The 24,883-nt window shown below is 69.2% G+C and carries 22 protein-coding genes; 14 read left to right on the forward strand and 8 right to left on the reverse strand.

What is annotated here, in order from left to right; translation table 11 throughout:
- Nucleotides 1–162 precede the first annotated feature (162 nt).
- Nucleotides 163–1,461, forward strand: coding sequence for a M18 family aminopeptidase (locus tag NB3_RS01185; RefSeq protein WP_067795117.1), 1,299 nt, complete (start codon nt 163–165; stop codon nt 1,459–1,461).
- Here the strand turns inward: NB3_RS01185 and NB3_RS01190 are convergent.
- A complete protein-coding gene (locus NB3_RS01190) occupies nt 1,410–2,723 on the reverse strand; it encodes a glycosyltransferase 87 family protein (protein ID WP_244891725.1) in 1,314 nt (437 codons plus the stop codon). The genes NB3_RS01185 and NB3_RS01190 overlap by 52 nt on opposite strands.
- A 170-nt stretch (nt 2,724–2,893) precedes the next feature.
- Between NB3_RS01190 and purL the strand changes: the two genes are divergently transcribed.
- The gene (gene purL / locus NB3_RS01195; RefSeq protein WP_067795120.1) at nt 2,894–5,188 is read left to right on the forward strand and encodes a phosphoribosylformylglycinamidine synthase subunit PurL; all 2,295 of its coding nucleotides are present in this window, start codon (nt 2,894–2,896) and stop codon (nt 5,186–5,188) included.
- Between the two features lie 61 nt (nt 5,189–5,249).
- Here the strand turns inward: purL and NB3_RS01200 are convergent, their stop codons facing one another.
- A complete protein-coding gene (locus tag NB3_RS01200; protein WP_067795124.1) occupies nt 5,250–5,540 on the reverse strand; it encodes a YiaA/YiaB family inner membrane protein in 291 nt (96 codons plus the stop codon).
- A 183-nt stretch (nt 5,541–5,723) separates the two neighbouring features.
- On the opposite strand from NB3_RS01200, the gene NB3_RS01205 reads away from it, so the two are divergent.
- From NB3_RS01205 to NB3_RS01215, 3 genes are all read left to right on the forward strand, one after another.
- On the forward strand, nt 5,724–7,457 hold the full coding sequence (locus tag NB3_RS01205; protein WP_067795126.1) for an alpha/beta hydrolase: 1,734 nt from the start codon (nt 5,724–5,726) through the stop codon (nt 7,455–7,457).
- 32 nt (nt 7,458–7,489) lie between these two features.
- Nucleotides 7,490–8,167, forward strand: coding sequence for a CPBP family intramembrane glutamic endopeptidase (locus tag NB3_RS33850; RefSeq protein ID WP_244891726.1), 678 nt, complete (start codon nt 7,490–7,492; stop codon nt 8,165–8,167).
- Nucleotides 8,168–8,272: 105 nt separating this feature from the next.
- Nucleotides 8,273–8,662 carry a sterol carrier family protein gene (locus NB3_RS01215; protein WP_067795134.1) on the forward strand — a complete coding sequence of 130 codons (390 nt, stop codon included), beginning with the start codon at nt 8,273–8,275 and terminating at the stop codon, nt 8,660–8,662.
- A 366-nt stretch (nt 8,663–9,028) separates the two neighbouring features.
- Here the strand turns inward: NB3_RS01215 and NB3_RS01220 are convergent, their stop codons facing one another.
- Entirely contained in the window at nt 9,029–10,297 is a 1,269-nt protein-coding gene (locus tag NB3_RS01220) for an ABC transporter permease (RefSeq protein ID WP_067795137.1), read from the reverse strand.
- Nucleotides 10,298–10,513: 216 nt separating this feature from the next.
- On the opposite strand from NB3_RS01220, the gene purF reads away from it, so the two are divergent.
- The 7 genes from purF to purM all read left to right on the forward strand — a co-directional run bounded on the left by purF (nt 10,514) and on the right by purM (nt 19,426).
- Nucleotides 10,514–12,103 (forward strand): amidophosphoribosyltransferase, encoded by a 1,590-nt coding sequence (purF, locus tag NB3_RS01225; RefSeq protein WP_067795139.1) that lies wholly within the window; start codon nt 10,514–10,516, stop codon nt 12,101–12,103.
- Between the two features lie 46 nt (nt 12,104–12,149).
- Nucleotides 12,150–12,554, forward strand: a complete 405-nt coding sequence (locus NB3_RS01230; protein ID WP_218020515.1) for a hypothetical protein — start codon at nt 12,150–12,152, stop codon at nt 12,552–12,554.
- A gap of 305 nt (nt 12,555–12,859) precedes the next feature.
- Nucleotides 12,860–14,425, forward strand: a complete 1,566-nt coding sequence (locus NB3_RS01235) for an ABC transporter substrate-binding protein (protein WP_371855871.1) — start codon at nt 12,860–12,862, stop codon at nt 14,423–14,425.
- A 113-nt stretch (nt 14,426–14,538) separates the two neighbouring features.
- Nucleotides 14,539–15,549 (forward strand): ABC transporter permease, encoded by a 1,011-nt coding sequence (locus NB3_RS01240; protein WP_174553152.1) that lies wholly within the window; start codon nt 14,539–14,541, stop codon nt 15,547–15,549.
- Entirely contained in the window at nt 15,549–16,538 is a 990-nt protein-coding gene (locus NB3_RS01245) for an ABC transporter permease (protein WP_067795145.1), read from the forward strand. The genes NB3_RS01240 and NB3_RS01245 overlap by 1 nt, the downstream gene beginning before the upstream one ends.
- Nucleotides 16,531–18,219 (forward strand): ABC transporter ATP-binding protein, encoded by a 1,689-nt coding sequence (locus tag NB3_RS01250; protein ID WP_067795148.1) that lies wholly within the window; start codon nt 16,531–16,533, stop codon nt 18,217–18,219. Before NB3_RS01245 ends, NB3_RS01250 begins: the two co-directional genes overlap by 8 nt.
- A gap of 130 nt (nt 18,220–18,349) precedes the next feature.
- Nucleotides 18,350–19,426 carry a phosphoribosylformylglycinamidine cyclo-ligase gene (gene purM, locus NB3_RS01255; RefSeq protein WP_067795151.1) on the forward strand — a complete coding sequence of 359 codons (1,077 nt, stop codon included), beginning with the start codon at nt 18,350–18,352 and terminating at the stop codon, nt 19,424–19,426.
- 148 nt (nt 19,427–19,574) lie between these two features.
- On the opposite strand, the gene NB3_RS01260 is transcribed toward purM, so the two are convergent.
- The 5 genes from NB3_RS01260 to NB3_RS35985 form a co-directional block, all read right to left on the reverse strand.
- A complete protein-coding gene (locus tag NB3_RS01260; protein ID WP_067795154.1) occupies nt 19,575–19,781 on the reverse strand; it encodes a DUF3073 domain-containing protein in 207 nt (68 codons plus the stop codon).
- A gap of 175 nt (nt 19,782–19,956) precedes the next feature.
- Nucleotides 19,957–20,910 (reverse strand): asparaginase, encoded by a 954-nt coding sequence (locus NB3_RS01265; RefSeq protein ID WP_067795157.1) that lies wholly within the window; start codon nt 20,908–20,910, stop codon nt 19,957–19,959.
- Entirely contained in the window at nt 20,907–21,623 is a 717-nt protein-coding gene (locus tag NB3_RS01270) for an MOSC domain-containing protein (protein WP_067795160.1), read from the reverse strand. The genes NB3_RS01265 and NB3_RS01270 overlap by 4 nt, the downstream gene beginning before the upstream one ends.
- A gap of 101 nt (nt 21,624–21,724) precedes the next feature.
- Nucleotides 21,725–22,837, reverse strand: coding sequence for a CAF17-like 4Fe-4S cluster assembly/insertion protein YgfZ (gene ygfZ, locus NB3_RS01275; RefSeq protein ID WP_067795215.1), 1,113 nt, complete (start codon nt 22,835–22,837; stop codon nt 21,725–21,727).
- A 101-nt stretch (nt 22,838–22,938) separates the two neighbouring features.
- Nucleotides 22,939–23,172, reverse strand: a complete 234-nt coding sequence (locus NB3_RS35985; RefSeq protein WP_244891728.1) for a hypothetical protein — start codon at nt 23,170–23,172, stop codon at nt 22,939–22,941.
- On the opposite strand from NB3_RS35985, the gene NB3_RS01280 reads away from it, so the two are divergent.
- Together NB3_RS01280 and NB3_RS01285 are read left to right on the forward strand one after the other, a co-directional pair.
- On the forward strand, nt 23,080–23,940 hold the full coding sequence (locus NB3_RS01280; RefSeq protein WP_244891727.1) for an aminodeoxychorismate lyase: 861 nt from the start codon (nt 23,080–23,082) through the stop codon (nt 23,938–23,940). The genes NB3_RS35985 and NB3_RS01280 overlap by 93 nt on opposite strands.
- 646 nt (nt 23,941–24,586) lie before the next feature.
- Nucleotides 24,587–24,883, forward strand: a 297-nt coding sequence (locus tag NB3_RS01285) for a cytochrome ubiquinol oxidase subunit I (protein ID WP_169810632.1), incomplete at its 3' end; no start/stop codon positions are given.

The raw sequence follows: 24,883 nt of genomic DNA on the forward strand, positions 1-24,883 counted from the left end.
GACCATTCTTGTCCTTATGTCGCGGGTCGAATCGGGGGACGCCTCATGGTGATCTCCGTGCGGCGGTAACGGCATAGTTCACGCCGTTTCGGCCGGTATTCGCCACGCGGGCGCGGCGACCGGGACACGCCGGTAGCGCCCCGCTTGCCTAGGATCGCAGGCATGCCCGTCTCCACCACCGCAGCCACGGCCGCCGGGCTGTGCGCGTTCATCGATGCGTCCCCGTCGCCGTTCCACGTCTGCCGCACGGTCGCCGCGGAATTGGACGCTCGGGGGTTCACCCGGCTCGCCGAGTCGCAGACCTGGCCCGCGGACAGCGCGGGCAGGCATTACGTGGTTCGTGGTGGCTCGCTGGTCGCCTGGGCGGCGGGGGACGCCGATGGTGCGACCCCGTTCCGCGTCGTCGGAGCGCATACCGACAGTCCCAACCTGCGGGTCAAGCAGCATCCCGATCTGACCTCGGCGGGCTGGCAGCTGGTCGGGCTCGAACCCTACGGCGGTGCGTGGCTGAACTCATGGCTTGACCGGGAGCTGGGTGTCTCCGGGCGGCTGAGCGTGCGGGACGGAAACACGCTGGGCGAACGCCTGGTTCGCATCGATGAGCCGATCCTGCGGGTGCCGCAACTGGCCATCCATCTGTCCGAGGACCGCAGGGGTGTCACGCTGGATCCGCAGCGGCACGTCAACGCGGTGTGGGGCGCGGGCTACGAGGCGGCCGCCTTCATCGATTTCGTGGCCGACTGGGCCGAGGTCGATCCGGGCGACGTGCTCGGCTGGGAGCTGATGACCCACGACTTGACGCCGAGCAGGCTGATCGGGCGGGACCAGGACTTGGTCAGCGCGCCGCGTCTGGACAACCAGGGCACCTGTTTCGCCGGCTTGCAGGCGTTCCTCGCCGCGATCGACGAGCCGGGCGCGGCCGTCCCGGTGCTGGCCATGTTCGACCACGAGGAGGTCGGCAGTCAGTCCGACCGCGGCGCGCAATCCGATCTGTTGCCCACGGTGCTGGAACGCATCGTGCTCGCGCGCGGCGGCGGCCGCGCCGATTACCTGGCCGCGCTGGCCGGTTCGGTGTGCGCGTCCGGCGACATGGCGCACGCCACGCACCCCAACTATCCGGAGCGGCACGAGCCCGCGCACCGGATCGAGGTCAACGGCGGGCCGGTGCTGAAGGTCAACCAGAATTTGCGCTACGCCACCGACGCCACCGGCGCCGGCGCGTTCGCGCTGGCCTGCGCGCAGGCCGCGGTCCCGTTGCAGCGCTATGTACATCGCGCCGACCTGCCCTGCGGCTCCACCATCGGGCCGATGACCGCGGCGCGCACCGGCATGCCGACCGTCGACGTCGGCGCGCCGCAGCTGGCGATGCATTCGGCGCGCGAACTGATGGGCGCGTTCGACGTTCCCGCCTACGCCGCCGCGCTGGCGGCCTTCCTCACGCCGGAGGCCACCGGGCGGTAGGTGAACACCGCCGCGATGAACACGGCGAAAGTGGCGAGCACGTAATTGCTTCCGATGATCTGCTGCCACCAGGCCCAGTCCAGCTCGTGGTCGCGCGAGTGCGGCAGCAGCCAGTGCGGACCGATCAGGAACAGCACGGCGATGACCACGACCACGCCGATCACCCGAGGGCTGCGCGCGCCGCGCACCATGAGATCGGCGGTGAGGACCAGCGCCGGCGCGATCCACACCCAGTGATGCGACCAGGACACCGGCGAGACCAGCAGCACGGCGGCGGCATTCACCAGCAGCGCAGCCACGGTGGCCCCCGCATCGATCAGCCTGCGCATCCACACCGCGGCCAGTGCGACGGCCAGCACCGACAGGATGATCCACACCAGGGTGGCCGCCGTGTCGTCGATGCCGAGGCGGAACGCCATGCCTTTGATGGACTGGTTGCCCGCGAAGTACGGCGGTCCGATCCGGCCGGTGTCGGCGAGTGTGTGGAACCAGTAGTCCACGGAATCGCCCGGGAACAGGAGGAATCCGAGGCCGACCGCCGCGATCGCGGAGACCACCAGCGTGCCGGCGGCCTTCCAGTCCTTGCGCAGCACGAAGTACAGCAGATAACCGGCCGGGATGAGCTTCACCGACACCGCGATGCCGATCAGCATGCCGCGCGGCCAGAACGGCTTGCGCGCCAGGCAATCCAGCGTGATCGCGGCCATCAGCACCAGGTTGATCTGGCCGAAGCCGAAGGTCTGGCGGACGGGTTCGAAGAACTGCGCCACCGCGACCGCGCCGATCACCAGCGTGAGCAGCATCGGGCGGGACAACTCGGGCCGCAGGCGAGTCAGCACCAGCCACAGCGAGATGCCGAGGCTGAGCACGTTGGTGACGACGACCAGCACCTCGGCGGCGACCAGCGGCATCAGGGCGAGCGGCGCGAAGAACAACGCGGCAAGCGGCGGATAGGTGAACGGCAGTCCGATCCCCTCGACCGGCGGCATCGGGCCGTACAGATCGCCGCCGTCCAGCCAGACCCGGGCGCCGTTGCGATAGACCTGAAGGTCGATATAGCCGTGCCACCAGTGCGCCAGCAGCGAGACGAGCGCGGACACCGCGAACAACGCGATCGCAGCAATCAGCCAGCGTACTTGCGGCGCGCGCGAGTTCGGCAACACGTCACCGGGTGCGGTCCCCGATCCGCCGCCACGGGAGGGCTCGGCGTTCGAGGTGACCGATCTCTCACCCGGATTCGCGACCCCCGATCCTTCGTTCACCGGCTCAGAGTAGCCGGTTCGCAGGGTCGGTACCCAGTGCCTCTAGACTTACTGCTAGGCATCTCGCCGCCGCCCAGTGACAACGCTCGTCGCTTCGCTGAGCGCGCCCACCCCGCCGGCTCCGCCGGCTTGCCGACCCCCATGCCCGGCCGAAAGGACCCTGGTACTCCGTGACTCCGCAGGTCGACACCGTCAGCGCAGCCGCAGCAAACCCCGACGTGGCGCAACCCTACAAAGAACTCGGCCTCAAAGACGACGAGTACGCCCGCATCAAGGAGATTCTCGGTCGCAGGCCCACCGACGCCGAGCTGGCGATGTACTCGGTGATGTGGAGCGAGCACTGCTCCTACAAGTCCTCCAAGGTGCACCTGCGCTACTTCGGCCAGACCACCACCGACGAGATGCGCGCGTCCATGCTCGCAGGCATCGGCGAGAACGCGGGCGTCGTCGACGTGGGTGACGGCTGGGCGGTCACCTTCAAGGTGGAAAGCCACAACCATCCCTCCTACGTGGAGCCGTACCAGGGCGCGGCCACCGGCGTCGGCGGCATCGTGCGCGACATCATGGCGATGGGCGCGCGCCCGATCGCGGTGATGGATCAGCTGCGCTTCGGCGCGGCGGACGCGGCCGACACCCGTCGCGTGGTGGACGGCGTGGTGCGCGGCGTCGGCGGGTACGGCAACTCGCTCGGCCTGCCGAACATCGGCGGTGAGACCGTGTTCGACGCCTCCTATCAGGGCAACCCGCTGGTGAACGCGCTGTGCGCCGGCGTGATGCGGGTCGAGGACCTGCACCTGGCCTTCGCCTCCGGCACCGGCAACAAGATCGTGCTCTTCGGCGCGCGCACCGGCCTGGACGGCATCGGCGGCGTCTCGGTGCTCGCCTCGGACACCTTCTCCGGCGACGAATCCGGCTCCGGCCGCAAGAAGCTGCCCTCGGTGCAGGTGGGCGACCCGTTCACCGAGAAGGTGCTCATCGAGTGCTGTCTCGAGCTGTACGCGGCGAAGCTGGTGGTCGGCATCCAGGACCTCGGCGGCGCCGGATTGTCCTGCGCCACTTCCGAACTCGCGGCGGCCGGGGACGGCGGCATGCGCATCGAGCTGGACAAGGTGCCGCTGCGCGCGGCCAATATGACGCCCGCCGAGGTGCTCTCCAGCGAGTCGCAGGAGCGCATGTGCGCGGTGGTCACCCCGGAGAACGTGGACGCGTTCATGGCCGTGTGCCGCAAGTGGGACGTGCTGGCCACGGTGATCGGCGAGGTCACCGACGGTGACCGGCTGGTGGTCACCTGGCACGGCGAGACCGTGGTCGACGTGCCGCCGCGCACCGTCGCGCACGAGGGCCCGGTCTACGAGCGCCCGGTCGCGCGCCCCGACGAGCAGGACGCGCTGATCGCCGACACCCCTGATCGGCTCGCCCGGCCGAAGACCGCCGACGAACTGCGCGCCACGCTGTTGCAGATGATCTCCAGCCCGCAGTTGTGCAGCCGCAAGTGGATCACCGAGCAGTACGACCGCTACGTGCGCGGCAACACGGTGCTGGCCGACCAGGCCGACGCGGGCGTCATCCGGATCGATGAGGAGACCGGCCGCGGCATCGCGCTGGCCACCGACGCCTCCGGCCGCTACACCAAGCTGGACCCCTACGCGGGCGCGCAGCTGGCGCTGGCCGAGGCCTACCGCAACGTGGCAAGCACCGGTGCGACGCCGAAGGCGGTCACCAACTGCCTGAACTTCGGTTCTCCGGAGGATCCCGGCGTGATGTGGCAGTTCCAGCAGGCCGTGCGCGGCCTCGCCGACGGCTGCGTCGCGCTCGGCATCCCGGTCACCGGCGGCAACGTCAGCTTCTACAACCAGACCGGCCAGACCGCGATCCTGCCGACCCCGGTGGTTGGCGTGCTCGGCGTGATCGATGACGTGCACCGTCGCATCCCGACCGGCATCGGCCTCGAGCCGGGCGAGACGCTGATCCTGCTCGGCGAGACCCGTGACGAGTTCGGCGGGTCGATCTGGTCGCAGGTGGCGCACGACCATCTCGGCGGCGTCCCGCCGAAGGTCGATTTCGCCCGCGAGCAGTTGCTCGCCGAAGTGCTGACCGCCGGTTCGCGCGACGGCATGATCAGCGCCGCGCACGACCTGTCCGAGGGCGGTCTCGCCCAGGCCGTCGTGGAGGCGGCGCTCGCCGGTGAGACCGGTTGCCGCATCCTGCTTCCCGAGGACGCCGACCCGTTCGTCACGCTGTTCTCCGAGTCGGCGGGCCGCGTGCTGGTCGCCGTTCCCCGTTCGGAGGAAACCAGGTTCACCCGCATGTGCACCGCGCGTGAACTGCCGTGGGTGCGCATCGGCGTGGTCGACCAGGGCTCGGACTCGGTCGAGGTGCAAGGCCAGTTCTCGATCACCATGGACGAGTTGCGGGCCGCGCACGAAGGTACGCTCCCGAGGCTGTTCGGCGCGGGAACCGTCTGACGAAACGCCCACCTGGGCGGGCCTGGACCCCTCGTTACCGGGCCCGCCCAGGTGCGCGTACTCAGGCGACGGAATTGAACGGATCGTGCTCGGAGAGCAGCTTCTCCATCCGCGCCTGATCGATGCGACCGTGAATGGTCGCCGCCTCGTGCTGGTCGCGCACTACTTTCGCCAGCGTGAAAGTGCTGGTGACCAGGAAGAACACGGACATTCCGAGGAATCCGCGCTGCCAGACGTCCAGCGGCAGCGCGTAGATCCCGATGCCGATGCCGACGAAGCTGATGCCGAAGGCGATCGCGGCCTGTGCGACGTAAGCGGCGCTGGCCTTCTGCCCCGCGGTCGTAGTGCTCATGACCAAAAGTTTCCGTACGGCGGGACCCGGGCACCCGTGTACAACTACTCGAGCGGAATGGGTAGTTGCCATCCGCGCGACAGCGTTCGATTACGGGCTGCGGGGGTGTGATCCGCGTCGTACGCGCCCGCGTCGCGGTGGCCGACGCGCCGGACCGTCGGTGGCGACCGCCATACTGGTCGAATGCTGGAGACCGCCGGGACCATGCGAAAGCTGCGCACGCGCGCGGTCGCGGCGACCCGGCGCGTCGAGGACGTCATCGATCTCAACTACGTCGGCTTGGTGGTGGCGACAGTGTTCTTCGCACTGTCGGTGACCCCGTCGCTGTTGCCGCGCGACTGGCTGTTCCAGGGATTGATCAGTGGGATCAACGCCGCCATCGGGTACGGCGCCGGATGTTTGCTGGAGTGGCTGTTCCGGCTGTGGGTGCGGCCGCGGCTGAAGATCGCGCCGCCGCCGACGTGGGTGCGGTACGCGATCAAGTCCGCCGTGCTGTTCACCGCCGCCATGAGCGCGGCGCTGATGCTGGTGCAGTCGGCGCGCTGGCAGCGTGAGATCACCGCGTTGATGGGCATGGCGGGCACCACGACGCCCGCCTATCTGCGCACCGGTCTGCTCAGTTTGGCGGTCGGCGCCGCTGCGGTCGCGGTCTACCGGACGGTGCGGGAGATCATCCTGTTCCTGGCCCGTTTGCTCAACCGGTGGGTGCGGGTGCCGCGCGAACTCGCCCCTGCCGCCGGATTCCTGGTGCTGGTGGTGCTGGCGGTGACGATCTTCAACGGTGTCGCCACCCAAGCGTTCTTCGCGGTCGCCAACTCGGCGTTCAGCGTGCGCAACGACCACACCTCGGTGAACGCGGTACAGCCGCAGCAACCGGAGCGGTCGGGCAGCCCGGCCTCGCTGGCGAAGTGGGAGACCCTCGGTTTCGAGGGACGCTGGTTCGTCTCGCACGGGCCGACGGCGAGCCGCATCACCTCGGTCACCGGCCGTCCGGCCAAGGAACCCATCCGGGCCTACGTCGGCCTGGAGTCGGTCGAAGGGGACCAGGCACCGGCCGAGTTGGCGGTGTCCGAGCTGGAGCGCACCGGGGCGTTCGACCGGAAGGCGCTCGTGGTGGTCACCACCACCGGGACCGGATGGGTGAACTCGCTGGCGGCGGGGGCGATCGAGTACATGTACGACGGCGACACGGCGCTCGTCGCCACGCAGTACTCGTATCTGCCGAGCGTGCTGTCGTTCCTGGCCGACCGCAACAAAGCCACCGCGGCGGGCAGGGACCTGTTCGACGCGGTGTACCGGCACTGGACCGCTCGGCCGCCGGAGGTACGGCCGAAACTGCTGGTGTACGGCGAGAGCCTGGGTTCACAGGGTTCCGAGGCGGCGTTCGACGGTCTGGCCGACCTGCGGGCCAAGGTCGACGGCGCGCTGTGGGTCGGGCCGCCCAATTCCAACCGGCTGTGGCAGCAGTTCGTCGCCCGCCGCGATCCCGGTTCCCGCGAGGTCGAGCCGCTGTACGCGGACGGGCTGGTGGTCCGGTTCGCCTCCGACAGCGCCGATCTGGCGCGCCCTTCGTCGGAATGGCGGCCGCCGCGCATCGCGTATCTGCAACACGCGTCCGACCCCATCGTCTGGTGGTCGCCGGATCTGATCTTCTCGCGCCCGGACTGGCTGTCGGAGCCGCGCGGTTCGGATGTCTCCTCCCAGATGCGCTGGTGGCCGTTCGTCACGTTCTGGCAGGTGGCCGCCGATCTGACCAACGCGCAGGGCGTCACCGACGGGCACGGGCACCGCTACGGAAGCCTGGTGCTGGACGGCTGGGCCGCCATCGCCGCGCCGCCGGACTGGACGGCGGAACGTTCCGAACGGATCCGGCTCGAAGTGGAGGCCGCGGAGGAGTTCGAGCGGAAGACGAAGTGAGTCTCGGCCGATTCTCGAAAACCGTTGTGGCCGTGGGTGTTCTGCTCGTCTGGAACAACGCGGTCCTGCCTCGCCTTGGTCTCGGCATACGCGGGCGGACGGCAGCCAATGCCGGTTTCGCCACGGTGTACGCGCTCGCGTTACGAGGCGGCCCTGGCCGCTGCTCGAAGCGTGGCGTGCGCGGGGGGCTCCTCGCCGCCTCGGGCGTTGTGGCCGGTTACGGAGCGGCCCTTGCCGTTCCGGCGCTGCGATGGCGATTGGCCGAACTAACCGACCGCGGACCCGAAGTGCCGACCTGGGAGTGGGTGGCGGTCCACATCCCCCTCGGGACCGTCTACAGCGAGGAACTCGTCTTCCGCGGCACGCTGGGCCCTTTGCTCGACCGTGTTCTCGGTCCGCGAGCCGGTGCATTGGTGGGTGCGGCGGCCTTCGGGCTCTGGCACGTCGCTCCCGCGCGTGCCGTGGGCGACAGCGTTCCCGCCACCGTGGCCGTCACCGCGGCGGGCGGACTGGTGTTCGGCTGGCTGCGCCGCCGCACCAGGGGGACTGCCGCCCCGGCCTTGCTGCACCTCGCCATGAACGCGGGCGGAGCTATCGCTCCGCGCGTGGCCCGACGTTGCGAAGCCACCCCGCGCGGCGCTCGTGTGGCCCGGTTCCGTCTGGGGACGGTTGGGGATGATCGTGCGACCCCCGGTTTCGGGAGCGGCTGAGCATCTTGGCGTCGTAGCCGTAACTCGCCTACGGCGGCCTGCCGTCACGCCGGGAGCGTGGCCGGTCGGGCGATGGGAGTCGGGACGGGAAGTAGGGTCGGGCACGTGGCAGGACGAGGGACGGTCGATCCAGCGCAGACGCGGGCGGCGGTGGCGGCGGTGAGCGAGTGGTTGCGCGACGAGTCGGGGGACGCGCCCGCGCGGGCGGAGCTCGCGGCGGCGGTGCGCACCACGGCGCGCTCGCTGGCGGCTTCCGCGCCCGGGCACTCCGTCGAGGTCCGGGTGCCGCCGTTCGTCGCGGTGCAATGCGTCGAGGGCCCGCGGCACACCAGGGGTACGCCACCGAACGTCGTGGAGACCGACCCGCGCACCTGGCTGCTGCTGGCCACGGGGCTGCTCGAGTTCGAGGACGCCCTCGCCTCGGGCGCGGTGACCGCATCCGGCACACGCGCGGCCGAGATCGCGCACTGGCTGCCGATCGTCCGAGTCGGCTGAACGGCGCGACCAGTCTGCGGTGCGGACTTCCCAGCCGCCCGATGACGCACCACGCGTTCGCGAGCGAGGACAGCTCGCCACCGCGCTGTCGGCAATCGCGTCACGGCAGCGGCCACATGCGCTCGTGAGCTCGTTGCGGCAGGTGACGGCAGCGGCCCCGATCGCTCGTAACCATTGCGGCAGGTTGACGGCGGCGGTGCCGTGCGCTCGTAATCGGTTGCGGCAGGTTCACGGCGGCGGTCACGTGCGCTCGCAACCCGTTGCGGCACGTTGACGGCGACGGCCACGATCGCTCGAAACCGGTGCGGCCCTCCACGGTCGCGTGCGGACGTCCTCGGGCCGCGTTCGATCACCGCCGCGGACGGTTCACGCGCGGACGATGTTGCGGCGCTCCAGCCCCTTGCGGTCGTAGAAGCGGGTGACCACCGCGCCGAAGACCAGTCCGATGGCCAGCCCGAGGACCGCCATCCACACGCCACGGGTGAGTCCGGCCTCGAAATCGGCGTCGAAGTACAGGATCGACCGCACGCCCAGGAACACCTGGTGCATGGGCTCGAAGGAGGCGAGCCAGCCGAAGTACTGCGGCGTCGCCTCGATCGGCACGGTGCCACCGGACGACGGCAAGCCGAGGATGACGAACAGGATGAGGTTCACCAGCAGGCCCGCCGAGCCGATCGCCGCCAGCATGGACAGCCCGGTCACGCCGACGGCGGTCATGGCCAGCGCGCTGTAGAGGTACAGGGCCAGTGGATTGCCGATCGGCATGTGCAGCGCCTTGCCGACGATGAGGAACACCGCGGCGACGATGTTCGCCGCGAGCACGAACACGCCCCACTTGATCAGCAGCGTCTTGAATCGCGAGATCGGCGTGGGCGGGTAGTGCACATACCACGGGCCGTACTCGGTGGGCACGAAGCCGAGCTGCGCATCGATCATGGTGTGGATGACCATCGCGCCGACCACCCCGGCCAGCAGCAGCAACAGGGCGTAGAAGAACGCGGTGAGGCCCTGGCCGCTGCCGTGCGGCAACGGGTGGTACTGCTGCTGCACCACCTCGATCGGCGACGCCAGCGCGACCCTGGTCGCGCCGGACAGCTCGGGCGCGGGCGGCCCGCCCGGACGCGGCGCGAGCTGGGCGTTCACCTGATCGAGCAACTGCTTGCCGACCTGTTTGTTCACCTCGGTCAGCGCCTCGTTGCCGACCCGGAGCACGATCTGCGTGCCGAACGCGCCGGTGCGCGGGTTGGTCTGCACCGTGATGATCGGCCGCGGGATGTCGCCGGGTATGACACTGCCCACACCCAGGTTGCCGAGTTGCTTGCTGAAATCGCTCGGGATGACGATCGCGCCGTAGACCTGCCCCGACTGCATCTGCCGCTCGGACTCGTTGATGCTGAGCACGCGCAGGTCGACCTTGTCCGATGGCACCCCTTCGGTCAGCGCCCGGGTGATCTGGTCGCCGAAGTTGACCTTCTGCTCGGTGCCCCCGCTGCGGATGATGTCGCCCACATCCTGGTTCACCAGGGCGATCGGGAAATCGTGCAGGTTCTGCTCCGGATCGACGACATAGTCGAGATACATGATGCCCAGCAGCGCGGTGAGCAGGCTCAGCACCGCCAAGGGAAACAGCACCATCCTGGGCCATGGCCTGCGCGCAGGCGCCGCGCCCGGCTCTGTCGTGCTCGCGTCGTCGGTGGTCGTCACGGTCCGCACCGTAACAGCCGATGATGTCGCGGCGGCCGTTTCGGGGCACCTCGGATTGCTGTTCGGATGCGGCGGCGGTGCGCGGGCACCAGCACCGCATCCGTAGAATGAAATCTGCCCCCAGCCCGCCCGAACAGGGAGCAAACGGTGACCAACGCCGAACTGCCGGTCCAGAGCATTTCCGCCACCTCATGTCCCGCCCCGGACGTCGACGAGAACGAGCCGCGCGAGGAGTGCGGAGTCTTCGGAGTCTGGGCGCCGAGCGAAGAAGTGGCGAAACTCACGTATTACGGGCTCTATGCCCTGCAACATCGTGGACAGGAGGCGGCGGGCATCGCGGTGTCGGACGGCTCGCAGATCCTCGTCTTCAAGGACCTCGGTCTGGTCAGCCAGGTGTTCGACGAGCAGACGCTGGCGGCCATGCCGGGTCACATCGCCGTCGGTCACTGTCGTTACTCCACCACGGGCGGGGTGACCTGGGAGAACGCCCAGCCCATCTTCCGCACCACCGCGGTGGGCTCCGGAGTTGCCTTGGGGCACAACGGCAATCTGGTCAACACTGCCGAATTAGCGGGCCGCGCACGCGAATTGGGCCTGCTCGCCTCCGTTCGGGGCGGGCGCCCGCAGCCCGCAGCGGCGACCTCCGACTCCGACGTGGTCACCGCGCTGCTCGCGCACGCCGCCGCCGACTCCAGCATCGAGCAGGCCGCGATGGAATTGCTGCCCACCCTGAAGGGCGCGTTCTGCCTGACCTTCATGGACGAGCACACCCTGTACGCCGCGCGCGACCCGCACGGCGTGCGCCCGCTCTGCCTGGGCAGGCTGGAGCGTGGCTGGGTCGTTGCCAGCGAGACCGCCGCGCTGGACATCGTCGGCGCGGCCTTCGTCCGCGAGATCGAACCCGGCGAATTGCTGGCGATCGACGCCGACGGCGTGCGCTCGATGCGCTTCGCCAACCCGGAGCCCAAGGGCTGCGTCTTCGAGTACGTGTACCTGGCCCGTCCCGACAGCACCATCGCGGGCCGCTCGGTGCACGCCACCCGCGTGGAGATCGGCCGTCGCCTGGCGAAGGAACACCCGGTCGACGCCGATCTCGTGATCCCGGTCCCCGAATCCGGCACTCCGGCCGCGGTCGGTTACGCGCAGGGCTCAGGCGTGCCCTACGGCCAGGGCCTGATGAAGAACGCCTACGTCGGCCGCACGTTCATCCAGCCCAGCCAGACCATCCGGCAGCTGGGCATCCGGCTCAAGCTCAATCCGCTGCGCGAGGTCATCCGGGGCAAGCGCCTGATCGTGGTGGACGACTCGATCGTGCGCGGCAACACTCAGCGCGCCCTGATCCGCATGCTGCGTGAGGCGGGCGCGCTGGAGATCCATGTGCGGATCGCATCGCCGCCGGTGAAGTGGCCCTGCTTCTACGGCATCGACTTCGCCTCGCGGGCGGAGCTGATCGCCAACGGCGCAGGCACCGAGGGCGATGTCGCGGACATGGTCGAGGGCGTGCGCCGGTCGATCGGCGCCGACACCCTCGGCTACATCTCGCTCGACGGCATGATCGCCGCGACCGAGCAGCCGCGCTCGCGCCTGTGCGCCGCGTGCTTCGACGGCGATTACCCCATCCCGCTGCCCACCGAGGCCGCGATCGGGAAGAACGTGCTCGAGGGCATGCTCAGCGGCCAGACCGAGGCGGAGCTGCTCGGCGACAACGCGAATGCGAGCGCGCTGAGCCGTCCGTGAACGCGCGACGTCGCTCGGGATCCGCGTAGCCGAACTCGCTCCCCGCGTGCCGCACAACGAGCGCCTGGATGCGAGGTACGCCGCAGCGCTGGAGCCCGTGCGTCGGGATCTGGCCGCTACCTGCGCAGTTCAGCCCATCGTTGTCGAGGAGACGCATCAGGGCGTGCACTGGGTGATGTTCTACGAGCCGGACGGCAGCGGCACCGGGATCGGACCGCTGCTCGGCGACGACTACGCGGAGCAGGTGGCGTACCTCGCCGACAAGGCGCACGAGTGGGCGGTGGAGGCGTTGTGGACGGCGGGCGAGTCGCCGGTGTGGCCGGTGTGCCCGGCACATCCGGACACCCATCCGCTGGCGGCGGGCGTGAGCGGCGGGGTAGCGGTGTGGTCGTGTCCGAGGACAGGTGCGATGGTGGCGCCGATAGGGCGGTTGGGAGTCGGCGTGCCGTGACCCCTCGCGTTCGCTGTCGCGCGCGGTGATGTGGCCTGCTCGAGACATCGCGCGATGCGGCGTCCGGCAATTCTGGACGTACGACCGGTTTTCCGCCCGGTCGTAGTCGCTGCGCATAACACCTGCTGAGAGCGCCGCGGATTTTCTTCGAAAACGTAACGTGCCGAAAATGCTTGGTAGGTACGGTGCCGATCAGATCGGAAGTTCACCCGTGTCCGCACCGGGCCTGCAACGCGGTGCGGCGCTCGAGAAGTGGGGCCGTGATGAGGAATTCGAGGTTGGGGCGACGGATCGGGACGCGAGCCATCGCGGCCGTCGGTGTGCTGACTTTGGCGGGGTCGGTGCTGGCGGGCTGCGGTTCCGGGCAAACCGGCGATGGGGGTGACGGCTTGGTGACGGGCACCACCGACAAGATCTTCTCGCTCGATCCCGCGGCCGCCTATGACAACGGGTCGCTGGTCGCCGAGACCCAGATCTATCAGTATCTGCTCAATTTCGCGCCCGGCGACGCGACGCCGAAACCGGACGCGGCCCAGAAGTGCGAATTCACCGCGCCCACCGTGTACACCTGCACGTTGAAGGACGGCCTGAAGTTCGCCAACGGCAACCCCCTGACCGCGACCAGCGTCAAGTTCTCCTTCGATCGGATGGTGCGGATCAACGACCCGAACGGCCCCGCGTCGCTGCTGGGCAACCTGGAGAAGACCGACGTGGTGGACGCGCGCACCGTCGCGTTCACGTTGAAGGTGGCCAACGACCAGACCTTCCCCGCCATCCTGCCCACCCAGGCGGGGCCGATCGTCGACGAGAAGGTGTACGCGCCGGACAAGGTGATGCCGGACCAGGACGTGGTGCAGGCGAAGGGTTACTCCGGTCCGTACACCATCGCCAGTTACGACAAGAACAAACTGGTCGAGTACCAGGCGTTCGCCGACTACAACGGCATCCTCGGCAAGCCGAAGACCGAGACGGTGTCCACGAAGTACTACGCCAGCACCGACAACATGAAACTCGATTTGCAGAACGGCTCGCTCGACGTGGGATACCGGTCGTTCACACCCACCGATATCGAGTCGCTGCGCAACGACGGCAAGGTCGCCGTGCACGAAGGCCCCGGCGGTGAACTGCGGTACATCGTGTTCAATCTGAACACCATGCCGGGCGGCACGCCAGCGCAGAAACTGGCCGTGCGCAAGGCCGTCGCGGCCACCGTCGACCGGGCGGCGCTCGCGGACGGCGTCTACAAGAAGACCTATCTGCCGGCCTATTCCTCGGTGCCGCAAGGCATGCCGGGCGCGGCCGAGCCGTTCAAGGACATCTACGGCGCCGGGCCGAACAAGGATCAGGCGGCGAAGTTCCTCGCCGATGCCGGAGTCGCGACCCCGGTCGAGCTGAATCTCCAGTACAACCCCGACCACTACGGGTCCAGCAGCTCCGAGGAATACGCGGCGATCAAGTCGCAGTTGGACGCAACGGGCTTGTTCAAGGTCAACCTGCAATCCACCGAATGGGTTACCTACCAGCGCGAACGCGCCCGCGACGGCTACCCGATCTTCCAGTTCGGCTGGTTCCCCGACTTCCCGGACCCGGACAACTACCTGTCCCCGTTCTTCGGCCCGAACAACTTCCTGCAGTCGCACTTCGAAGATCCGGGCATCTCCGCCCAGCTGATCGCCCAGGCGACCCAGCCCGACAAGGACAAGCGGCTCGCGCAGATCCAGCAGGTGCAGCGTGACCTCGCGCAGAACTTCCTGCCGATCGTCCCGCTGCTGTCCGGCAAGCAGATCGCGGTCTCCGCCACCGGCGTGCAAGGCGTGGAGCAGACGCTCGACGCGTCGTTCAAGTTCCGCTATACGGTGCTGAGCAGGTGAGTTCCGCCGACACGGCCGGGCCGGAGGCGGACACCGCACCGGCATGGGTTCCGGCCCGGCCCTCCGGCCTGCGGCGAACCGGCAAAGCAGGCGGCGATTCTCGTCACGGCGCGTTGCTGCGTTACCTCGGCGTCCGCCTGCTGCTGATCCCGGTGACCGCGTGGATCCTGGTCACGGTCGTGTTCTTCCTGATGCGCGTGGTCGGCGACCCGATCAGCGCGGCGATGGGCGGACGCATGACCCAGGAGCAGATCGAGGCGCGCAAGGAGGCCGCGGGGCTGAACCGGCCGATCCTGGCCCAGTACTGGGACTATCTGTCCGGGCTCCTGCACGGGGATCTCGGCCGCTCCCAGGACAACCGGGCGATCAGTGAGGTGGTGATCACCTACGGCGCCGCTTCGCTGGAACTGGTGTGCTGGGCACTCGTGGTCGCGTTCGCGATCGGCGTTCCGCTGGGCAGATACGCCGCCACCCGGCGGGATTCGGCTGCCGACACCACGCTGCGGTTGCTGGCCATCTTGTTCTACGCCGCGCCGGTGTTCTTCGTCGGCCTGCTGCTGAAGCTGGTGTTCGCGGTGCGCTTGGGCTGGCTGCCGGTGGCGGGCCGGGCCAGCACCAATGTGGAGCTGCGCCTACAGCACGTCTCCCCGAAGACCAACATCATGGTGATCGACGCGATCCGCTACGGCGACGCCGGATACCTCCTCGACGTGCTGAAACACGCCGTGCTGCCCGCCGTCGCGCTGGGCCTGCTCACCGCGGGCATCTTCCTGCGGCTGGTGCGGATCAACCTGATCCAGACCCTCCGCGCCGACTACGTGGACGCGGCGCGGGCTCGCGGCCTGTCCCGCCGCGTGGTCACCGGGCGGCATGCCTTCCGCAACGCGCTCATCCCGATCGTCACGGTCATAGGTATGCAGATCGCCATGATGCTCGGCGCCTCGGTGCTCACCGAGACCACGTTCGAGTGGAAGGGCCTCGGCTACCAGTTCGCGCAATACCTGTCGGCGCGCGACTTCATCGCCGTGCAGGGCATCGTCGCGTTCATCGCGCTCATCGTGGCGGTGCTGAGCTTCCTGGTCGACGTCCTGGTGGCGCTGATCGATCCGCGGGTGAGGTTCTGATGACTGCTCCGGAATTGCTGAACGAACCCTTCGGCACACCGCCCTCGGCGCGCCGTGGTGTGCCCGGCCTCCGGCTGTTCGCGCTGACCGCCGGTTTGCAGCGTGCGACGCTGATCCTCGGGCTCGTCCTGGTCGGTCTCTTCGTCGTCGCGGCTGTCTTCGCTCCGTTGATCGCGCCGTACGGATTCGCCCAGAGCGCCTCCGACGGCGTCGATTTCGTGCGCCAGCAGGCGCCGTCGGCCGAGCACTGGTTCGGCACATCGGTGCGCGGGGAAGACGTGTTCTCCCGGGTGGTCTACGGCGCGCGGACGGCACTGTGGGTGATCGCGATCTCGCTGGTGCTCGCGCTGTTGATCGGGGTGCCGCTCGGACTGCTGTCCGGCTATGTCGGCCGGTGGCCGGACCGGTTGCTCGTGCTGTTCATGGACGCGATGTACGCCTTCCCGACGCTGCTGCTCGCGATCGTGGTGTCCATCGTGGTCGCGGGCGGACGCTCGACCAGCCTGGGCGGTGTGCTGTCCGCCGCGGTGGCGATCACGGCGGTCTTCGTCCCGCAGTACTTCCGGGTGGTGCGCAACGCGACCGTGGCCGTGAAGCAGGAGCCGTACGTCGACGCGGCCCGGGTGACCGGCGCGTCGACCGCGCGCATCCTGTTCCGGCACATCCTGGCCAATGTCACCCAATCGCTGCCGGTGATCATCACGCTCAACGGGTCCGAGGCCATCCTCACCCTGGCCGGCCTGGGGTTCCTCGGTTTCGGCATCGAGCCGACCCAGGCCGCGGAGTGGGGTTTCGACCTGAACAAAGCGTTGCCGGACGTGTCCAACGGCATCTGGTGGACCGGCGTCTTCCCCGGTGTCGCCATCGTGCTCGTCGTGCTCGGCATGACCTTGGTCGGCGAGAGTCTCAACGAAGTGCTGAACCCGGTCCTACGCACCCGTCGCGCGGCGGCGGCCGGGCCCGCCGGGAAGGACGCGACCGATGCCTGAGTCATCCGCGGCGGACCGGGGCCGTCCCGCCCTGTCCATCGAGTCGTTGTCGGTCACCTTCGCCACCGACTCGGGGCCGGTGCACGCGGTCACCGACGTCTCCTATGAGGTCTATCCCGGCGAAGTGCTGGCCATTGTCGGGGAGTCCGGTTCGGGCAAGTCGGTGAGCTCGCGCACGGCGATGGGATTGCTGCCGGAGACGGCCACGGTGCGCGGCCTGGTCACCCTGGGCGCCGAGCAGGTCACCGCGATGAACGATCGGCAACTCACCGCGTTGCGCGGCGGCGCGATCTCGATGGTGTTCCAGGAACCCGGCCTGGCCCTGGACCCGCTGTTCACCGTCGGCTTCCAGATCGGGGAGGCGCTGCGCGCCCACACGGATCTGTCCAAGAAGGCCGCCAAGGCGCGGGCGGTGGAATTGCTGCGGCTGGTCGGGCTGCCCGATCCGGAGCACCGGGTGGACTACTACCCGCATCAGCTCTCCGGCGGACAGAAACAACGCGTGATGATCGCCATCGCCATCGCCTGCGAGCCGAAGGTGATCATCGCCGACGAACCGACCACGGCGCTGGACGTCACGGTGCAGGCCGAGATCCTGGCCCTGCTGCGGGACCTGCGCGACCGGATCGGCAGTGCGATCGTGCTGATCACCCACAACATGGGTGTGGTCGCCGACATCGCCGACCGAGTGGTGGTGATGCGCGACGGCGCGGTGGTCGAGCAGGCGCCGGTGGAGGAGCTGTTCGCCCGTCCCACGGCCGACTACACCCGCGCCCTGCTGGCCGCGGTACCGCACCTGGGCACCGAGCAGATCGAGCACGGTCCGCCCGGAACCACCGAGACCCAAGGCGACCCGGTGCTCGAGGTCCGGGATCTCGTGGTCGAATTCCCCGGCCCGTTCGGCCGGCCGCGTTTCCGCGCCGTGGACGGCGTGAGCCTGCGCATCGGCCCCGGCGAGACGCTCGGCCTGGTCGGTGAGTCCGGATCGGGCAAGTCCACCATCGGCCGCTGCGTCGCGGCGCTGCAACGGCCGACCTCGGGGACGGTGCGGGTGCGCGGGCAGGACATCGTGGGGCTGTCCCCGCGCAAGCTGCGACCGATCCGGCGGCGCTTCGGGTTCGTCTTCCAGGATCCGGCCAGTTCGCTGAACCCCCGCCTCACCGTCGGCGAGTGCGTGGCAGAACCGCTGCTCGTGCACAAGGCGGGAAGCGCGGCGGAGATTCGCGCCAGGGTGCGCAGGCTGCTCGACGACGTGCGGTTGCCCGCCGGCGCCGAACGCCGCTACCCGCACGAGTTGTCCGGCGGCCAGCGTCAGCGGGCCAGCCTGGCCCGCGCCCTGATCCTCGACCCGGACCTGCTGGTCGCCGACGAACCGACCAGCGCCTTGGACGTCTCGGTGCAGGCGGCGGTGCTGGAACTGTTCGGTGAGCTGCAACGCGAATGCGGCTGGGCCTGCCTGTTCATCAGCCACGACTTGGCGGTGGTCGACCAGCTCGCCGACCGGATCACGGTGCTGCGCGACGGCGCGGTGGTCGAAGAGGGCGATCGAAACAGCATCCTGCGCGCGCCACGCGAGCAGTACACCCGCCGCTTGGTCGCCGCGGTACCGGTGCCGGATCCGGTGCGGCAACGCCACCGCAGGGCGCGAGCGGCGGGGCTCGATGGCGACGAGACGGACTGATCGTCCGCTTTACGGTTGGCTCTGCCCTATTGTCAAGAGGGCGAGCCAACACCGGTGCGGGGTCGTTATCCCGCTCCGGTAGCGTGAGCAGGCATCTATCCGCCGATTCGGTTTGGAGCTTTCCCCGAAAATGACTGAACAGACCCCCAGTGGTGGTGCCTCGTACGCCGCGGCAGGCGTGGACATCGAGGCAGGTGACCGCGCAGTCGAGTTGTTCGGGCCATTGGCGAAGAAGGCGACCCGGCCCGAGGTCCAAGGCGGCCTCGGCGGCTTCGCCGGGCTGTTCGCGCTCAAGGGCGGCTACCGCGAACCGTTGCTGGCGGCCTCCACCGACGGCGTCGGCACCAAGATCGCGGTGGCGCAGGCGATGGACAAACACGACACGGTCGGCCTCGACCTGGTCGCCATGGTGGTGGACGATCTCGTGGTCTGCGGCGCGGAGCCGCTGTTCCTCCAGGATTACATCGCCATCGGCAAGGTCGTCCCGGAGAAGGTCGCCGAACTGGTCTCCGGCATCGCCGAGGGCTGTGTGCGCGCCGGATGCGCGCTGCTCGGCGGCGAGACCGCCGAGCATCCCGGGCTGATGGACCCGGACGACTACGACCTGTCCGCGACCGGCGTCGGCGTGGTCGAAGCCGACGCGGTGCTCGGGCCGGACCGGGTCCGTCCCGGCGACGTGGTGATCGCCATGGGCTCCTCCGGACTGCACTCCAACGGCTACAGCCTGGCCCGCAAGGTGCTGCTCGAGATCGACCGCATGTCGCTCACGGGCCACGTCGAGGAATTCGGCCGCACCCTGGGCGAGGAACTGCTCGAGCCGACCAGGATCTACGCCAAGGACTGCCTCGCGCTGATCGCCGAGACCGATGTCCGCACCTTCGCCCACGTCACCGGCGGTGGCCTGGCGGCGAACCTGGCCAGGGTGCTGCCCGCGGGCATGATGGCCGAGCTGGATCGCGGCACCTGGAACCCGGCGCCGGTGTTCAAGATGATCGCCCAGCGCGGCCGGGTGGAGCGGCCCGAGATGGAGAAGACGTTCAACATGGGCGTCGGCATGGTCGCCGTCGTCGCGCCGGAGGACGTGGACCGGGCGCTGGCGGTGCTGACCGCACGGCACATCGAATGCTGGACGCTGGGGACGGTCAAGAAGGCCAAGGACGCCGACGCCGTGCGCGCCGTCCTGGTCGGTGAGCATCCGCGGTTCTGATCCGCGGCGAAGACACGTCAGAGTCCCGCATCCTCATGCGATGCGGGACTCCGGTGTGTTGCAAGCCTTTTCGGCGCCAGAGACGTCAACCCGCGACAACGCCCGAAGGGGGAGGCCCGTCGGCCTCCCCCTTCGGCGTAAATCCGAGTCAGCGGCGCCAGTCGTCGTAGTCGTCCTCGTCCCAGCGGGACAAGGAGTCGTCCGCGTCGTGCTCATCGGACAGCACACCACCCCGCTGGGAGTTGGGGCTTCCCGAAAGCTCGCGCTGAAGGCTCGCGAAGTCGGTCGTGGGCGAGCTGTACTTCAGCTCGCGTGCGACCTTGGTCTGCTTTGCCTTAGCCCGGCCACGGCCCATGGCTGACCCCCTCGCGTCACAGCGGGGCGGCCTGGGGTTTGGTGGCGGCCCCGTTCGAATTAATACTCTTCCTGACAGACACTTTAGCGTGTGTCCGGCGGTCTCGCTTCCAGGAGTGGGTGAAGAACTCGGGAACCGGTGCCGTTTGCCCGCTTGTCGCCCTGCCGTGGAATACCTAGAGCACGCCGGGTATCGCGCGAATCACACCCACTCGGGCGCCTCCGCCGAGCACCGCAGGGGCCGCCAGCTCCGCGTGCGCATCGGTCCACTCGATTCCCATCCGGTGCAGAATCGCCAGCGTCAGCGGCATTCGCGCGCGGTCGTGCCCGTCTTCGATCTTGTACGCGAAAGCCGATCCGTCCGGCAGCGCACCCGCGTGCACGCCGTCGGCGCCGATCTTGCACACCAGCCCCGGAGTGGCCCGCATGGTCAGAAGATCGGGCGCGTTCGTGCCGGAAATCACTCGCGGGTGCGCGCGCACCGCGTCGGCGACCCGGCGTTCCGGGCTCCCCGGCTCGGCCGTGGCCATGGCCGAGAACACCCGCGCGAGGTTGACCAGGGAAACCGGGATGATCGGCAATCCGCAGCCGTCGATGCCGAGATCGGCTTCCGGCTCGCCGGTCAGATCGGCCACGGTCGCGATCACCGCGCGCTGCAGCGGATGCGCCCCGTCCTGGTAGCCCTCGGTTGGCCAGCCGTTGATCGCACACGTCGCGAGCATCGCCGCGTGCTTGCCCGAGCAGTTCATGTAGATGGGATGCGGTTGCCCTCCGCCGGAAAGCAGCGCGGTGCGGGCGCCCTCGTCGTACGGGAGATCGGCCGGGCAGGCCAAGGACGATTCGGGCAGGCCGAACCGGTCCAGCAGCCTGCGGACCAGCGCGACATGGTCGGGCTCGCCGTAGTGCGATGCCGTGGCGATGGCGAGTTCGGCGTCGTCGATCGGCTCGAAACCATTGCGCAGCAAGGTGATCGCCTGCATCGGCTTGTTGGTCGAGCGCGGGAAGATCGGCAGATGCACTTCGCCGAGCGCGAGGGTGGGCTCGCCCGCGGCGTCGAGCACCACCACCGAGCCGCGGTGCACGCATTCGCGGAAGCCGGAGCGGACCACCTCGACCAGTTCCACACTCACGATTTCGCTCCCGTGCCGATGTCGTCGGTGCTTGCTGTCACGTGGCGGTGCGCGGCGGCGCGCGCGGCGTTGCCATGCCTGCGCGCGTGTCGGGCCACCTGCATGCGCACGTCGTCGGAGATGGTCGGCTCGTCGGCGAGCAGGATCGCCAACAGGTCCGGATCGGCGCCGGTGAACAGGTCGCGGACGGTGATGCCGTGCTCGGGGACGTGCACCACCGAGATCCGGTCGCCGGCTCCGATCGTGCCCTCGGTGAGCACCCGCAGGTAGGCGCCGGTGTCGCTGCGCAGGGCGAACCGTTTGACCCACTGCTGCTCGCCGCTCCAGTGCTGGAAGGTGCCGCACGGCACGCGCGGAGCGCTCACCTCGAGCAAGGTGTCGCCGACCGACCAGCGCGCGCCGATCACCGAGTCGCTGACCGGAAGGCCACGCACGCGCAAGTTTTCGCCGAACCAGCCCGCGGGCAGTTCCCGGCCGAGCTCGGTGCCCCAGCGGCGGGCGTCCTCGTCGGCGTAGGCGTACACGGCCTGGTGCACGCCACCGTGGTCCTTGGTGTTGCAGACGTGATCGCCGTCCAAGCCGAGGGCGCGCACCGGGACCCGTCTCGCGACCGGCCGCTTGTCGATGGCGCTGCGACCGACGCGTCCCGGCACTTCGATATCGGCGTGCACGACGCACGCAGCGAGCACCTCTCCGGAATCACCGACGCGCATGAACGGCGCTCCTCTCGTCTGGAATGGGGAGCTCGGCGTTGAGCAAGGGTGCGGATGTCGGCCGAGGGAAGGCCCCCGCCCGCCGGTCGTCGGTCAACAGGTCAGCGCCCGCGCAGCCGGTCGACCGCGAGACGGCCCGCCTGCGGTTCGTCGTCGGCGGGCACCGAATCGGGATCGATGGACGCCGCGACCGGACCCGCGACCAGCGCGGCGTCGGCCGGGACCGCGCGCTTGATCAGCGCTAGGGCGATCGGGCCCAGTTCGTAGTGGTCGACGACCGTGCCGAGCCTGCCGACCGCGCGACCGCCCGCGGTGACGTCGTCGCCGGTGGCCGGGCGCTCGTCCGCCGAGCCGTCCAGGTGCAGCAGCAACAGGTGCCGCGGCGGCTTGCCGAGATTGTGCACCCTGGCCACGGTCTCCTGGCCGCGGTAGCAGCCCTTGTCCAGGTGCACGGCTCCGTGTTCGGCGACGCCGCCGATCCAGCGGGCCTCGTGCGGGATGGTCCGCTCGTCGGTGTCCAGTCCGATACGCGGACGCACGGCCGCGACCCGCAACGCCTCGAACGCCCACATTCCGGCGGGGACGGCGCCCGCCGCGGTGAGCCGGTCCCACAGGCCGGTCAGCTGGTCACGGGGGACGACCAGATCGAAGGAGTCGGCCGTCGGCCACGGCATCCGGCGCAGGAATCCGCCGCCGGGCAGCGCGGTGGCCTCGTACACCCCGGGAAGGGCGGTGATGGCGAGCGTCTCGGTCAGCGCGGCCACTCCGGGGCCGAGCAGGCTCAGCACCGCGTGGTCGGCGGCCTCCGGTTTGGCATCGGCCCAGAAGACCATCTTCTGCAGGAACGCGAGCAGGTCCGGTCCGCGCTCGGCCTCGGTATCGATCCAGACGGCGCCGTCCAGTTCGGTGAGCACGAAGTGATGCTGGACCCGGCCGTTCAGATCGAGGTCGAGATTCTCGGCGGACCGCCCGTCGCCCAGCGCGGCGACATGCTGGCTGGAGATGGTGTGCAACCAGGTGAGCCGCTCCCCGCCGGTGATGCGAAGAACGAATCGGTGCGACCGGTCGATGATCGCGGCGCGCTGCACCGCCGCGCGCTGCTCGCCGAACGGATCGCCGTAGTGCCAGGCGACGGCGGCGTCGGGCGAGCCGGCCGCTCCCGCGACGGCTCCCGACACAGTGAGGATGGGGCTGGGCGCAACGACCACGGACACCTCTCCCACTCTAGGCGGGGCCGCCCGGCCGTGCGCGAGCCGGGCCACGGCGGCGCGGAACGGCATAGCGGATCGGCATTGTCCGAGCATTACGGCGGGCGTCATGGGGAGGCCACACAAAAGGTCTGGCAAAAGCGGCCGTGACATAGGCATTGTCCGCTCACACCGCCTACGCTCGTCGCATGGTGGATCGAGTTCTGGTAACTCTCGATGGCGCGGTCCGAGATGCGGATGCGCCGTTGTTGTTTGCGGACGATATTGGCGTATTGCGTGGCGACGGTGTCTTCGAAACGGTGCTCGTGCGCGCGGGAGTCGCGTGCGCGATCGAATTTCATCTAGGCAGATTGCGTCGCTCCGCACAAGCGCTCGATCTGCCCGAGCCGGAATTGGGCAAATGGCGCGAGGCGGTGGAGACCGCCGCCAAGGAGTGGGGCAGCGAACGCGAAGGCGTGATGCGGCTGGTGCTCACCCGTGGCCGCGACTCCGAGCTGGCAGGCACGCCCGACAAGGTCAAGACCGGCGACCTCGCCGCCGCCGTGCCGGTGCCGACCGCTTTCGTCCTCGTGGTGCCGGTGCCGGAGCGCGTCGAGAAGGCCCGCACCGAGGGCGTCGCCGTGGTGTCCCTGTCGCGCGGCATCTCGATCGACCTCGCCCAGGCCGCGCCGTGGCAGCTGCTCGGGGCCAAGACGCTGTCCTACGCCACCAATATGGCCGCCCTCCGGTTCGCCGCGCGCATGGGCGCGGACGACGTGATCTTCACCAGCACGGAGAACCGGGTGCTGGAGGGGCCGCGCTCCACCGTGGTGATCGCCCGCGACAAGCAGTTGATCACCCCGCCCGCGAAGAACGGCGTGCTGCCCGGCGTCACCCAGCGCGCGCTGTTCGCCGAGGCCGAGAAGGCGGGCTGGAAATGCCGCTACGACTCGTTGTTCACCGCCGATCTGCTCACCTGCGACAGCATCTGGATGCTGTCGAGCATTTCGCTTGCCGCGCGGGTCAATTCGCTGGACGGCCTGCGGATGTCCGCGCCGGACAACGCCGAAGAGATCATCGGGCTGGTCGATCGCGGCATCGAGCGAGCGGGAGCCATCGGCGACTGGTGATGCTGTCCCGCCTCTCCGGGTCTTTAGGCCGTACTGGTTGGGAGGTGGGTGGGTTGGTCGCAGGTCCTGCGTGGGGTGCGGTGCGGGTCTTGGGCGTACCCGGTGAGTTACCCATGTGCTTGCGAGATCGGCTGTCCCGTCGGTCAGTGTGGTCGGTGGTGGCGGCTGGTCGGACCAGTCTGCTCGGTGGGGTGGACAGCGCATGGCTGGGTCGGCGTGGCGCAGCGTGAAGACGTGGCCGGTGGTGTCGGCTGGGTGGTCGGTGGTGTCGGCCGGTGTGATCGGGGGTCTCGGTCGGCGTGGTCGTTCGTGTCGGTCGGCGTGATCGGGGGTCTCGCTCGGCGTGATCGGGCGTGTCGGTCGGGTTGTTCGGACCGGTGTGATTGGTCGCGTCGGCCGAGGTGCTCGGTCGCGTCAGCCGGGGTGCTCGGTCGCGTTGACCGGGCGCGGATGGCCGTGTCGTTGCCGTGATCGGCGTCGCTTCGTGATCTCCGTCCTACTCGGGCGGGCGCGGGACGGCGATGAGCACGGAAAACAGGCTGCGACAGGCGAAATCACCCCTGGTAGCGTGGCCTAGGACGCATTGTTCGCCGCCTGTTCCGGCGTAGGCTTACTACGACATGTAGTAGATACGCAGGAGGCCGGCTTGAACGCCTTGGACATCTCCCGATGGCAGTTCGGCATCACCACCGTTTATCACTTCCTCCTGGTGCCGCTGACCATCGGGCTCGCGCCGCTGGTGGCGGCCATGCAGACGGCCTGGGTCGTCACCGGCAAGCAGCACTGGCTGCGGCTGACCAAGTTCTTCGGCAAGCTGTTCCTGATCAACTTCGCCCTCGGCGTCGCGACCGGCATCGTGCAGGAGTTCCAGTTCGGGATGAACTGGAGCGAGTACTCCCGATTCGTCGGTGACGTGTTCGGCGCGCCGCTCGCGCTGGAAGGC

Source organism: Nocardia beijingensis NBRC 16342, assembly GCF_001612785.1.
Classification (GTDB): domain Bacteria; phylum Actinomycetota; class Actinomycetes; order Mycobacteriales; family Mycobacteriaceae; genus Nocardia; species Nocardia beijingensis.